Annotated in this window: 13 protein-coding genes; 12 read left to right on the top strand and 1 reads right to left on the bottom strand. The window is 64.2% G+C overall.

The window, feature by feature from the left end; genetic code table 11:
* Positions 1–144 precede the first annotated feature (144 nt).
* From AC0L3U_RS04740 to AC0L3U_RS04720, 5 genes are all read left to right on the top strand, one after another.
* Positions 145–417 (top strand): helix-turn-helix domain-containing protein, encoded by a 273-nt coding sequence (locus AC0L3U_RS04740; RefSeq protein ID WP_027520336.1) that lies wholly within the window; start codon positions 145–147, stop codon positions 415–417.
* A 109-nt stretch (positions 418–526) separates the two neighbouring features.
* Positions 527–2281, top strand: a complete 1755-nt coding sequence (locus tag AC0L3U_RS04735) for a SulP family inorganic anion transporter (protein WP_473360880.1) — start codon at positions 527–529, stop codon at positions 2279–2281.
* A 93-nt stretch (positions 2282–2374) separates the two neighbouring features.
* A complete protein-coding gene (locus AC0L3U_RS04730) occupies positions 2375–3208 on the top strand; it encodes a shikimate dehydrogenase (RefSeq protein ID WP_473360879.1) in 834 nt (277 codons plus the stop codon).
* A 65-nt stretch (positions 3209–3273) separates the two neighbouring features.
* Positions 3274–3900: a hypothetical protein gene (locus AC0L3U_RS04725; protein ID WP_473360878.1), complete on the top strand. Its 627-nt coding sequence runs from the start codon at positions 3274–3276 to the stop codon at positions 3898–3900.
* Between the two features lie 14 nt (positions 3901–3914).
* The gene (locus tag AC0L3U_RS04720; protein ID WP_473360877.1) at positions 3915–4538 is read left to right on the top strand and encodes a single stranded DNA-binding domain-containing protein; all 624 of its coding nucleotides are present in this window, start codon (positions 3915–3917) and stop codon (positions 4536–4538) included.
* 123 nt (positions 4539–4661) lie between these two features.
* Here AC0L3U_RS04720 and AC0L3U_RS04715 read toward each other — a convergent pair whose 3' ends face one another.
* The gene (locus AC0L3U_RS04715; protein WP_473360876.1) at positions 4662–5798 is read right to left on the bottom strand and encodes an alpha-hydroxy acid oxidase; all 1137 of its coding nucleotides are present in this window, start codon (positions 5796–5798) and stop codon (positions 4662–4664) included.
* A 144-nt stretch (positions 5799–5942) separates the two neighbouring features.
* Here AC0L3U_RS04715 and AC0L3U_RS04710 point away from each other — a divergent pair, with 144 nt between their 5' ends.
* From AC0L3U_RS04710 to AC0L3U_RS04680, 7 genes are all read left to right on the top strand, one after another.
* The gene (locus AC0L3U_RS04710) at positions 5943–6110 is read left to right on the top strand and encodes a hypothetical protein (protein ID WP_473360875.1); all 168 of its coding nucleotides are present in this window, start codon (positions 5943–5945) and stop codon (positions 6108–6110) included.
* A 220-nt stretch (positions 6111–6330) separates the two neighbouring features.
* Entirely contained in the window at positions 6331–7674 is a 1344-nt protein-coding gene (gene glmM, locus AC0L3U_RS04705; RefSeq protein WP_027565344.1) for a phosphoglucosamine mutase, read from the top strand.
* A gap of 132 nt (positions 7675–7806) precedes the next feature.
* A complete protein-coding gene (locus AC0L3U_RS04700) occupies positions 7807–9054 on the top strand; it encodes an MFS transporter (RefSeq protein ID WP_473360874.1) in 1248 nt (415 codons plus the stop codon).
* Positions 9055–9288: 234 nt separating this feature from the next.
* Positions 9289–10122, top strand: a complete 834-nt coding sequence (locus AC0L3U_RS04695; protein WP_456767791.1) for an outer membrane protein — start codon at positions 9289–9291, stop codon at positions 10120–10122.
* 168 nt (positions 10123–10290) lie between these two features.
* Entirely contained in the window at positions 10291–11118 is an 828-nt protein-coding gene (locus tag AC0L3U_RS04690) for an outer membrane protein (protein ID WP_456767792.1), read from the top strand.
* 70 nt (positions 11119–11188) lie between these two features.
* The gene (locus AC0L3U_RS04685; protein WP_473360873.1) at positions 11189–11779 is read left to right on the top strand and encodes a glutathione S-transferase family protein; all 591 of its coding nucleotides are present in this window, start codon (positions 11189–11191) and stop codon (positions 11777–11779) included.
* Positions 11780–11803: 24 nt separating this feature from the next.
* Positions 11804–12268 (top strand): GNAT family N-acetyltransferase, encoded by a 465-nt coding sequence (locus AC0L3U_RS04680; protein WP_473360872.1) that lies wholly within the window; start codon positions 11804–11806, stop codon positions 12266–12268.
* Positions 12269–12401: the final 133 nt, after the last annotated feature.

Below are 12401 nucleotides of genomic sequence, written 5' to 3'. Positions count from 1 at the left end.
ACCTGACCAGTCGGATGGACATTCGCCGGTAGCGCCACCGTGGCCTGCCCCTCACCCGGGCTTGCATTCGGCGGGCAATGATGTATTTTACATGATTGTGCATGCGTCAGACATCATTTATAATCCTTCATACGTGAGGCCAAGGTGATCACGTCGTTCCAGATGCGGGCCGCGCGCGCGCTGCTCGGCATTGACCAGAGGGCCTTGGCGGAGCTTGCAGGCGTATCGCTGCCAACCATTCAGCGGATGGAGGCGAGCACCGGCAACGTTCGCGGCGTGGTCGAGACCTTGATGAAGGTGGTCGAAGCCTTTGATCGGGCCGGCGTCGAGCTGATCGGCGAACAGGCGCGCAGCGAAGGCGGCGGACGTGGCGTTCGGCTGAGGGAGCCGGGGCCGCCGCGTCGGGTGGGAGCATGATCCCGCAATGATCATGCTCGGGAGCAGTCTTAACTAACGCACCGTCGCGCCCCGATACGCGGCCGCACGATGCATCGGAGCGTCGTGGGCAGCGGAGCATTTTGCTGAAATGAGCATCACAGGCGAACACGCAGGCAAGCTGCACCAGCTTCGTCGGCCGACCTTTACCGAACTCTATCTGCCAAAGCTCGTCACCGTATGGCGCGAGGGCTATGGCCTATCGGATTTCCGCGCCGATGTGTTCGCGGGCCTCACGGTCGCGATCGTCGCGTTGCCGCTGTCGATGGCGATCGCGATCGCCTCGGGCGTGACGCCGGACCGCGGACTCTACACCGCTGTTGTCGGCGGCTTCATTGCCTCACTGCTCGGCGGCAGCCGGTTCCAGATCGGCGGTCCTGCCGGCGCCTTCATCGTGCTGGTTGCGGCGACCGCCGACCGTCACGGGGTCGACGGCGTGATCCTGGCCACGCTGATGGCGGGCCTGTTCCTGATCGCTGCGGGCTTCCTGCGGATCGGCACCTATATCAAGTTCATTCCGTATCCGGTGACGGTCGGCTTCACGGCCGGCATCGCCGTCATCATCTTCGCGAGCCAGCTGCGCGATCTCGGCGGGATCACGCTCCTCGCGAAGGAGCCGAGCGAATTCGTTCCGAAACTCGTCGCGCTTGCCGGGGGCTTGCATACCGTCAATCCGTCGGCCGTCGCGGTCGCGATCGTCAGCATTGCCATCATCGCCGGCCTGCGACGTTGGCTGCCGTCCTGGCCGGGCATCCTGATTGCGGTCGTGCTCGCGGCGGTCGCATGTGCCGTGCTGTCGCTGCCGGTCGAGAGCGTCGGCTCGCGCTTCGGTGGCATTCCGCGCGAACTGCCCTCGCCGGCCTTGCCTGCATTCTCGCTCGCGAAGGCGACCGCCGTGCTGCCCGATGCGATCTCCTTCGCGCTGCTCGCCGCCATCGAATCGCTGCTGTCGGCGGTGGTGGCCGACGGCATGACCGGACGCCGTCACCGCTCCAATTGCGAGCTGGTGGCGCAAGGCGCCGCCAATGTCGGCGCGGCGCTGTTCGGCGGCATCTGCGTCACCGGGCTGATCGCGCGCACCGCGACCAACATCCGCGCCGGCGCGCGGGGGCCGCTCGCGGGCATGCTGCATTCGGTCTTCCTGCTGCTGTTCATGCTGATCGCAGCGCCGCTCGCAAGCTACATCCCGCTGGCCGCGCTTGCCGCCGTGCTCGTCGTGGTGGCCTGGACCATGGCGGAGAAGCACGAATTCGCGACGCTCCTGCGCTCGTCATGGGGCGATGCCGTCGTGCTGCTCGCAACCTTCCTGCTCACCATCTTCCGCGATCTGACCGAAGGCATTCTGGTCGGCTTCGCGCTCGGCGCGGTGCTGTTCATCCATCGCATGGCGGAAATGACCGGCATCGAGGAACGTTCGCCGATGGTGGCCGCCGATCGTCCCGACGACGAAAATGGCGAGCGGGTGCCTTACGACCCCGCGCTCGCGGTCGATCGTGATGTGCTGGTCTATCGCATCACCGGCGCGTTCTTCTTCGGCGCGGCCTCTGCGATCGGCAGCGTGCTCGACGGCATCGCCGACAAGCGCAAGGGATTCGTGGTCGATTTCGCCGCGGTGCCGTTCCTGGATTCGACTGCGGCCAACGTGCTCGGCCGCGTCGCCGCCAAGGCGCACCGCCAGGGCATCCGGTTGTTCATCACGGGGGCGTCGCCAACGGTGCGTCGCGCGCTGCTCACCCATGGGGTCACGCCGCCGCGCGCCCGCTATCGCGAGACCATCGCGCGTGCGGTCGCCGACATCAAGGGCGGCGCGGCCCAGCCCGCGGGCGACGACGCGGGCACGACCTGACGTCGAGCCTTTCCCGAGACGGCCCGCGCGCTTGACAGGGCCTGCGGGACGCGAAATGGATCGCCTCCGAAACGACCCCAGGGGAGGACGACCGTGACCAAGGCTCCCGCAGCCTGTCTGATCGGATGGCCGGCCGCGCATTCGCGCTCGCCGCTGATCCATCGTTACTGGCTGCGCACGCTCGGGATCGAGGGCGGCTATGTCATCGAGGCGGTTCCACCCGACAATTTGCGCGACTTCGTGCTGCGGCTGTCGCTGCGCGGCTTCGTCGGCGCCAACGTCACCATCCCGCACAAGGAGGGCGTGCTTGAGCTCTCGACGCCCGATGCCCGCGCGCAGGCGGTCGGTGCGGCCAACACGCTGTGGTTTGCGGACGGCGAGCTGCGCTCGACCAACACCGACGTCGAGGGCTTTATCAACAATCTCGATGCCAGCGCGCCCGGCTGGGACGCAGCCAGCGAGGCGCTGGTGCTGGGCGCCGGCGGCTCGGCGCGCGCCATCGTGTTCGGGTTGCTCGAACGCGGCATCAGCTGCGTCCATCTCGCCAATCGCACCATCGCCCGGGCCGAGATGCTTGCACGGCAGTTCGGGCCGAACGTGCATCCTGTTGCGTGGGACAGCATCCACGACATTCTGCCGCGTGCAAACCTTCTCGTGAACACGACCTCGCTCGGCATGCACGGCCAGCCTTCACTCGACCTTGACGTGGCGCGCCTGCCGGATGGCGCCGTGGTCGCCGATCTCGTCTATGTCCCGCTGGTGACGCCGCTGCTCGCGGCCGCACAGGCGCGCGGGCTGAAGACCGCCGACGGCCTCGGCATGCTGCTACATCAGGCAGTCCGCGGCTTCGAGCTGTGGTTCGGCCAGCGGCCGCAGGTCACGGCCGAGCTGCGCGCGCTGGTCGAGGCCGATCTCACAAAGACTTGAGAGAATAGCGCGTAACCTCCGGAGTTCTATGTCCGTAAGGGCGATAAGGACAATCGGAGACCATCATGTCTGTTCAACGTGCAACTTTCACACGTCCGCTCATCGCCGTCGCGATGGTGGCCGTCTCGACCCTCTCGGCACTTGCGCAAAGGGCGCCGGTGCCGACGCGCGTGCGCGGCACGATCGAAAGCGTCAATGGTGACACGATGCAGGTCAAGGCGCGCAGCGGCGAGGACGTCAAGCTGCACATCGCCTCCGACGTGAACGTGGCGGGCATTACCAGGATTTCACTTGCCGACATCAAGCCCGGCTCCTTCGTCGGCGCCACCACCGTGCCGGGACCGGACGGCGGCGCGAACGCGGTTGAGGTCCACGTGTTTCCGGAGAGCATGCGCGGCACCGGCGAGGGCTCGCGCCCCTATGACCTCAAGCCCAACTCCAGCATGACCAATGCGACCGTGTCGGAGAGCGTCGTCGGCAGTGACGGCCACACGCTGCTGGTCAAGTACAAGGACGGCGAGAAGAAGGTGTTCGTCGCCGACAATACGCCGGTGGTGACCTTCGTGCCCGGCGACAAATCCGATCTGAAGGCCGGCGCCAAGGTGATCGCCTTCATGAAGCAGCTGCCGGACGGCTCGTTCGAAACCAACCGCGTCAGCGTCGGCCGCGACGGCCTGACGCCGCCGATGTAAATGGAGAATAACAAATGTCGAAGAGAAGCTGGATATCACGCCTCGGCGTCGCCGCATTCGCCGCCTGCATCGTCACGTCATCTGCCCTGGCGCAGCAGACGCCGACGGTGCGTATCCGCGGCACCATCGAGAGCGTCGACGGCAACACGCTCGGCATCAAGACCCGCGAAGGCAGCGACGTGAAGGTACGCATGACCGACAACGTCGCCGTCTTTGCGGTGGTGAAGACGTCGCTGTCGGAGATCAAGGACGGCTCCTATATCGGCGTCACCGGCCTGCCGGAGCCCGACGGCACCCAGAAGGCGATCGCGGTGCATATCTTCCCCGAAAACCAGCGCGGCGCGGCCGAAGGTTTTCGTCCCTGGGACGCGCGCGCCAACTCGACCATGACCAACGCCACCGTTGCGCAGACGGTGAAGGGCACCGACGGCCAGAACATCACGGTCAAGTACAAGGACGGTGAGAAGAAAGTCGTGGTGCCCCCGGACACGCCGATCGTCACCTTCGTGGCCAGCGACAAATCCGAGCTCAAGCCCGGCGCCAAGCTGATCATTTTCGGTGCGGTGAAGAAGGACGATGGTTCGCTGGAAGCCAACCGCGTCAATGTCGGCCGCGACGGGGTGACGCCGCCGATGTGAGGGCGAACGCTGAAATCGTAGGGTGGGCAAAGGCGCGAAGCGCCGTGCCCACCACTTTCCTGCGATTTTGCGAATTGGTGGGCACGCTTCGCTTTGCCCACCCTACGGCACTGCCGCTGCGGCTCACATCGCGATAATATGCTCGTCGATCTCGTCGACCCTATTGACGCCGCACAGGCCCATGGTGGTGAGCAGCTCCTTCTGAATGATGTCGATCGCCTTGGCGACGCCGGCCTGGCCGCCGGCGCCGAGGCCATAGGCGTAGGCGCGGCCGATCATGCAGGACTTTGCGCCGAGCGCGAGCGCGCGCATGACGTCCTGGCCGGAGCGAATGCCGCCGTCGAACATGATTTCCATCCTGTCACCGACCGCCTCGGCGATCTCGGGCAGCACCTCGATCGATGACGGCGCGCCGTCGAGCTGACGGCCGCCATGGTTCGATACGACGAGCGCCTGCGCGCCGGTCTTGGCGGCTTCCTCGGCGTCCTCGACGTCCAGAATGCCCTTGATGATCAGCTTGCCCGGCCAGATGCTACGGACCCACTCGACGTCTTTCCAATTCAGGGACGTATCGAACTGCGACGCCGTCCACTCCGCGAGGCGATTAAGGTCCCCGGTGTTCTTCACATGGCCGGCGATGTTACCGAAGGTACGGCGCTTGCCTTGCAGCACGCCGGAGACCCAGGTGGGCTTGCTGGCGAAATCCAACAGCTTCGAGAGCGACCATTCCGGCGGCACCGTCATGCCGTTCTTGATGTCGGCGTGGCGTTGTCCGATGACCTGAAGATCGACGGTCAGCACCAGCGCGGAACATTTCGCGGCGATCGCGCGCTGGATCAATTCCTTGATGAAGCCGCGGTCCTTCATCACGTAAAGCTGGAACCAGAACGGCTTCTCGACACTGGCCGCGATGTCCTCGATCGAGCAGATCGACATCGTCGACTGCGTGAACGGGATACCGGCGGCTTGCGCGGCGCGGCAGGCATGGATCTCGCCGTCGCCATGCTGCATGCCGAGCAGGCCCACAGGCGCGAGCATCAGCGGCATGGTCGAGGGCTCGCCGAGGATCGTGGTCGCGGTGTCGCGCTTGGAGACGTCGACCAGAATGCGCTGGCGGAACTTGATCGCCTGCATGTCTTCGCGGTTGGCGCGCAGCGTTTCCTCGGCGTAAGAGCCGCGGTCGCAATAATCGAAAAACGCCTTCGGCACGCGGCGCTGATGCAGTGTGCGAAGATCGTCGATACAGGTGATGTGCTTCATGAACGTTTCCCCGGCCCGTCTTGTATCGGAAGAGTCTGCATCGAAGTAGCGGATGAGTCTTGCATCGGAAGATCGAGGGGTCATCTAGCATGGTTGGATGCACAGCCAAATCGTTTGCAAATCCTTTGTGGAGAGGAGGGCGCCATGACCAGGCCGCACACCGGATCGACGCCGGAGGAGATCAAGGAGAAGCATGATCTCGAGGAAGCGCTGGAAGAAGGTCTGGAAGAGACCTTTCCGGGCTCCGATCCCGTCAATGTCACCCAGCCGGCGCCGAGCCGCGGGGACGGCCATGTGAAGCGCTCGGGCTAGGCGCGGGTTCCACCCTGTTCCGGCGTCCTCGCTGGAAATATAATGTTAACAAGACGTTATCAGCGCCGGGGCCTGCCCGGTTCCGTAATGATTCATCATATTTTTTGAAGCCAAGTTAGCCGCGATGGCTTTATAAGACCTCAGCAAATCAGGGATGCGGGTCCCGCCAAGGCACCCGCAGGTTGTATTGGTGGTCCCTGGTTGTCGCGTGGGGGACGAGATGAGCCGCAAATATTTCGGGACGGACGGGATCCGGGGCCGCGCCAACGGACTGATCACGCCGGAGCTCGCGCTCAAGGTCGGCCAGGCCGCAGGCCTGGCGTTTCAGCGCGGTGACCACCGCCACAGGGTCGTGATCGGCAAGGACACCCGCCTGTCCGGCTACATGATCGAATACGCGATGGTCGCGGGCTTCACCTCGGTTGGGATGGACGTGCTGCTGGTCGGCCCGATGCCGACGCCGGCGGTCGCGATGCTGACCAAGTCGATGCGCGCCGATCTCGGCGTGATGATCTCCGCTTCGCACAATCTGTTCGAGGACAACGGCATCAAGCTGTTCGGCCCGCAAGGCTTCAAGCTCTCCGACGACGTTGAGAAGCAGATCGAGCAGCTGCTCGACGAGCCCATCGACAAGCGTCTCGCCCAGAGCGCCAGTCTCGGCCGCGCCCGCCGCATCGACGGCGTGCATGACCGCTACATCGAATTCGCCAAGCGCACGCTGCCGCGCGATCTGTCGCTCGACGGCCTGCGTGTCGTGGTCGATTGCGCCAATGGCGCCGCCTACAAGGTGGTGCCGGAAGCGCTGTGGGAGCTGGGCGCCGACGTGATTCCGATCGGGGTCGAGCCCGACGGCTTCAACATCAACAAGGAATGCGGCTCCACCTCGCCGGAAGCGCTGTCGAAGAAGGTCCGCGAGATGCGCGCCGACATCGGCATTGCGCTCGACGGCGACGCCGATCGCGTCATCCTGGTCGACGAGCGCGGCCACATCGTTGACGGCGACCAGCTGCTCGCGGTGATCGCGCAGAGCTGGAAGGAAGACGGCCGGCTGTCGCGATCGGGCATCGTCGCCACCGTGATGTCGAACCTCGGGCTCGAGCGCTTCCTCAATGCGCAGGGCCTCGATCTCGTGCGCACGCCGGTCGGCGATCGCTACGTGCTCGAGCAGATGCTGAACGGCGGCTACAATCTCGGCGGCGAGCAGTCCGGCCACATCATCCTGTCCGACTACGCCACCACCGGCGACGGCTTCGTTGCCGCATTGCAGGTGCTTGCCGTGGTGCAGAAGCTGCGCCGGCCGGTGTCGGAAGTCTGCCACCGTTTCGATCCGCTGCCGCAGATCCTGAAGAACGTCCGTCACAAGGGCGGCAAGCCGCTCGACAATTCCGACGTCAAATCGGCGATCTCCGACGGCGAGCAGCGGCTCAACGGCCACGGCCGCCTGCTGATCCGCTCCTCCGGCACCGAGCCGGTGATCCGCGTCATGGGCGAGGGCGAGGATCGCATCCTGGTCGAGGACGTCGTCGATACCATCGTCTCGGCGCTCGGGCAGGCCGCGGCCTGAGGCGCTACGCTACGAACTCCCGCAAGGGATGGAGCGAAGCGCATCCCAGCCATCGACGATTGGCGGTGGATCGGTCGCCGCGCGCAGCGTAACTAGCTTGTCGCGGCAATGTGCCGCGTCTGGATCGATCCATTGAACAAGCCAGTCGTCGTCTCAGAGGAAGCGCTGACCGAGCCCGTCATCGTCAGCGACGTGGCACAAACAGCCAAGGCCGCAGGGCCGGCCTATGTCGTGCTTGCCGGCATCAGCTTCTCGCACTTCCTCAACGACACCATGCAGTCGCTGATCGCCTCGGTGTATCCGATCCTGAAGGACACCTATGCGCTCGACTTCGCGCAGATCGGCATGATCACGCTGGCCTTCCAGTTCACGGCCTCGCTGCTCCAGCCGGTGGTCGGCCACTACACCGACAAGAAGGCGCAGCCCTATTCGCTGTCGATCGGCATGGCCTCGACCTTCTTCGGTCTGTTGCTGCTCAGTGCCGCCCACCAATATCTCGTCATCCTCGTCGCCGCCGCGCTGGTCGGTCTCGGCTCGGCGGTGTTTCACCCGGAATCGGCGCGCATCGCGCGGCTCGCCTCCGGCGGCCGCTACGGTTTTGCGCAATCGGTGTTCCAGCTCGGCGGCAGTTTTGGCACCTCGATGGGACCGGTGCTCGCCGCGCTCATCGTCGTGCCGTTCGGGCAGGGCAGCATCGCCTGGTTCTCCTCGATCGCCTTCCTCGCGATCCTCATCCTCTGGCGCATCGGCCGCTGGTACGAACCGCAGATCAAGGCGAAGAAGACCGCGGTGGCTCAAGCCCATCCCGACGCGCCGAGCTCGCGTCGCGTCGTCGTTGCGCTCCTCGTGCTGGTCGCGCTGCTGTTCTCGAAACAGCTCTACGTCTCGAGCCTGTCGAGCTACTACATCTTCTATCTGATCGACCGGTTCGGCGTGTCGACGCAAGCCGCGCAGATGTATCTCTTTATTTTCCTCGCGGCGAACGCGGTCGGGGCTTTTCTCGGCGGTCCCCTGGGCGATCGCTTCGGCCGCAAGATCGTGATCTGGATCTCGATCCTGGGGGCGCTGCCGTTCACGCTGGCGCTGCCCTATGCCGGGCTCTATGCGAGCGCGGTGCTGTCCGTGATCATCGGCCTGATCATCTCCTCGACGACGTCGTCGATCATCGTGTTCGCGCAGGAGCTGGTGCCGCATCGCTTCGGCATGATCTCCGGCGTGTTCTTCGGTGTCGCGTTCGGCATCGGCGGCCTTGGCGCCGCCGTGCTCGGCAAGCTCGCCGACCACACCTCGATCGAATTCGTCTACCAGGTCTGCGCTTACCTCCCGGCGATCGGCCTGCTTGCGGTGTTCCTGCCCAAGCTGCCGCGGCACGCGCGTTAACATATCCTGTCTTGCTGCAGCGCGGCTTCATACATCGTTAGGACATGCGGCGACGGCGTCGCATTTGCGCTGCATTTTTGCAACGCTCGCGCCGCATGCGCGTGCGCGGTTAGAAAAAATCAACCTTAAAAATTAGGGTTAAGTGGCGCTTAAACATTTGCTGGCATCGTCCGGGCCGTGAGTTTCCAGAACGTGAGGCGCCGTATTGCCTCACCGGCCAAAAGGACGAAGCCAATGCGTAGCGTTAAGTCTCTCCTTGCCGCGGGTGCGGCAACCCTGATCTCCTCGATGGCGTTCGCCGCCGACATGCCGATCGCGGCGCCCCCTCCGATGTACGCGCCCCCGGCTCCGCCCGCCGACTTCGGCGGCTGGTATCTCCGCGGCGACGTCGGCATGACCAACCAGAGCGCCAAGCGCATCGACGGCGCCCTGCCGGCTGGGTATTCGAAGACGACGGAGGGGCTCGGCTTCGACTCCTCGCCGCTGTTCGATCTCGGCGTTGGCTACCGCTTCAATAACTGGTTCCGCACGGATGTGATCGGCCAGTACCGAGGCAAAGCCAATCTGCACGGCAGCGACAACGTCGTTGGACCCGGCTTCGTCGGCGTCAACAACTACACCGGCAGCAAGTCCGAGTGGGTCGTGATGGCCAACGCCTATGTCGATCTCGGCACCTGGTGGTGCATCACGCCGTTCATCGGTGCCGGTGTCGGCGGCTCCTACAACAAGATCAGCGGCTTCCGCGATGACGGCGTGTCGTACAGCGGCGGCGTGCTGTCCAACAGCGTCGCCTACTTCGCCGACAACGGAAAGTGGAACTTGGCGTACGCCGCACATGCGGGTCTCGCTTACAAGGTCAATCCCGGCTTCACCGTCGAACTGGCCTACAGCTACATGAACCTCGGCGACGGCGCGCCCGGCAACTACCGCTTGTTCGACAACAGCGCCTCCGGCCCGACCTCGATCAAGGTCAAGGAGATCACCTCGCACGACGTCAAGCTCGGCGTGCGCTGGGAGCTGAACAGCCCGACGCCGGCCTACATGCCGCCGCTCGTCACCAAGGGCTGATCGCAAGCCTCATCGCTTAAGACATCTTAACGGCGCGGGATCATCCCGCGCCGTTTTGTTTTGCGTATTTTTCATGCCGCGCGGCGATGAAAGCCTCCGGCGCAACCATTGGTTAAGGTTAACGAGCCATGATCATCAGTGAAAGTTCGAGTTCGATGGAGCGTTGCAATGCGTAGGCTGATGTTGGCGGCGGCGATGTTAGGGACGGTGTCTGCCGCGCACGCGGCTGATCTCTCCGATCTTCCCATCCTGCGCGGCAGCTTCACCGACGGTCTGAGCAAGTCCAACGTCAACTGGCAAGGCAGCTATATCGGCGCCCAGGCCGGCTATGGTTCGTCCGACGAGAACTTCAACGGCTCGACCAAAAACATGATGGCTTCATTGCTGGCCGACACGTTGATCGAGGCGGAAATGGGCGTCTCGCAGTGGAATCTCGGGCTCGGCAAGGCTTCGCAGCGCACGACCGGCTACGGTGCCTTCGTCGGGTACAACGCGCAGTGGGACGACGTCGTGATGGGTCTCGAAGTGAGTTGGTTGCACGGCAAGTTCGGCGGAATGGCGTCGGCTAGCGAGCGACGCGTCAGCCCCGTTGCGCTGTCTGACGGCAACTTCCATGACGTCACGGCGACCTCCACATCGTCGATCAGCATCAGCGACATGGGGACGTTTCGCGGTCGCGCTGGTTACGCCTGGGGATGTTTCCTGCCGTACATGTTCGCGGGTGCCGCGCTCGGCAATGCCGACATCGTGCAGACGGCCCATGTGCAGGATCGCGTGAGCACGACCCAGCTGGGGACTTACACGGCGCTACAGCCGTTGAGCTCGACCAACGCCCAGCATAATCACCTAATCTACGGCTACACCGCCGGCCTTGGTGTCGATGTCAATCTGGTCGGTGGCTTGTTCATGCGTGCGGAGTACGAATACATCCGCTTCTCTTCCGCAGTTGACACCAGCATCAACACCGTCCGTGCTGGCCTCGGCTACAAGTTCTGATCCTGCGCGCCGGGGCAATTGACAGGCCCGGTCAGTCCTGCTGCTCTGTCTCCAGAAGCGGGGGGCAGCGATGCGGATCTACGGCGATAGCAATTCCGGCAATTGTCTGAAGGTGAAGTGGCTCTGCGACAAGCTCGCGCTGCCCTACCAGTGGATCGAGATCGACACCCGCAAGGGCGAAAGCCGCACGCCGCAATTCCTCGAGATGAACGGTGCCGGCCAGGTGCCCACCGTCGCTTTCGACGACGGCCGCACGCTGGCGCAATCCAATGCCATCATCCGCTATCTCGCGCGCGACAGCGCGCTCATTCCGCGCGATGCCTTCACCGCCGCCAAGATGGACGAATGGCTGTTCTGGGAACAATACAGCCACGAGCCCTACATCGCGGTGTGCCGCTTCCAGCTCGTCTATCTCGGCAAGGACGCCTCCGAGCTCGATCCTGAAAAGGTCAAACGCGGCTATGCGGCGCTCGATCGCATGGAGCAGCATCTGGCGGCAAACCGCTTCTTCGCCGGTGATGACGTTTCGCTTGCCGACGTCTCGCTGCTTGCCTATACGCGCGTCGCGCATGAAGGCGGCTTCGATCTCGGTCGTTATGCCGCCATCCGCCGCTGGATCGGCGAAGCCGAGACCTCTCTCGGGCTTCCCAAGGTGCGTTAGGGGCGCTGAGGCAGGAGTAACTTAATGAACGCCGAATCTGTCTCCATTCGTCCCGCGCGCCGCGAAGATGTTGCTGCGATCGTGGCGATGCTCGCCGACGATCATCTCGGCAGCGCACGCGAGCGCGTGGAAGACCCGTTGCCTGCGTCCTATTACGAGGCATTCGTGCGGGTCGAGCGCGATCAAAATCTCCAGCTCGTGGTTGCCGAGAGCGAGGGCAGGGTGGTCGGCTGCCTGCAGCTCGCGATCCTGCCGGGTCTCAGCTCGCAAGGCGGCCTGCGCGGTTTGCTCGAAGACGTCCGCGTTGCTTCCGATTGCCGCAGCCGCGGCATCGGCGAGCAATTGGTGCAATGGGCGGTGACGGAAGCGAAAGCGCGCGGCTGCAATCTGGTCGAACTGCTGACGCATCAGACGCGAACGGATGCGCAGCGCTTCTACAAGCGGCTTGGGTTCACGGCGAGTCACGTCGGCATGACTGTCCGCTTTTGACGCAGCACGCTATGAGCCTTGCGCGATCAGCGAAATCGGATCGCGCGTACGTTCATATTAAGAGCTGATAAACCACCGTCACGGCGTTCACGTTGGTGAGGGAACGAACGGTGCTACGGGACGTCGAAACCGG

The sequence above is a fragment of the Bradyrhizobium sp. Kon69 genome (assembly GCF_055807515.1).
Note: the sequence above shows the minus strand (reverse complement) of the source record. Positions and strands in the feature narration are given on the sequence as shown.

Excerpts from the sequence above, each read along its gene's own strand:
- AC0L3U_RS04685 (WP_473360873.1), top strand. The coding sequence starts at position 11,189 with ATGCGGATCTACGGCGATAGCAATTCCGGCAATTGTCTGAAGGTGAAG.
- AC0L3U_RS04710 (WP_473360875.1), top strand. The coding sequence starts at position 5,943 with ATGACCAGGCCGCACACCGGATCGACGCCGGAGGAGATCAAGGAGAAG.
- AC0L3U_RS04680 (WP_473360872.1), top strand. The coding sequence starts at position 11,804 with ATGAACGCCGAATCTGTCTCCATTCGTCCCGCGCGCCGCGAAGATGTT.
- AC0L3U_RS04725 (WP_473360878.1), top strand. The coding sequence starts at position 3,274 with ATGTCTGTTCAACGTGCAACTTTCACACGTCCGCTCATCGCCGTCGCG.
- AC0L3U_RS04715 (WP_473360876.1), bottom strand. The coding sequence starts at position 5,798 with ATGAAGCACATCACCTGTATCGACGATCTTCGCACACTGCATCAGCGC.
- glmM (WP_027565344.1), top strand. The coding sequence starts at position 6,331 with ATGAGCCGCAAATATTTCGGGACGGACGGGATCCGGGGCCGCGCCAAC.
- AC0L3U_RS04720 (WP_473360877.1), top strand. The coding sequence starts at position 3,915 with ATGTCGAAGAGAAGCTGGATATCACGCCTCGGCGTCGCCGCATTCGCC.
- AC0L3U_RS04695 (WP_456767791.1), top strand. The coding sequence starts at position 9,289 with ATGCGTAGCGTTAAGTCTCTCCTTGCCGCGGGTGCGGCAACCCTGATC.
- AC0L3U_RS04735 (WP_473360880.1), top strand. The coding sequence starts at position 527 with ATGAGCATCACAGGCGAACACGCAGGCAAGCTGCACCAGCTTCGTCGG.
- AC0L3U_RS04690 (WP_456767792.1), top strand. The coding sequence starts at position 10,291 with ATGCGTAGGCTGATGTTGGCGGCGGCGATGTTAGGGACGGTGTCTGCC.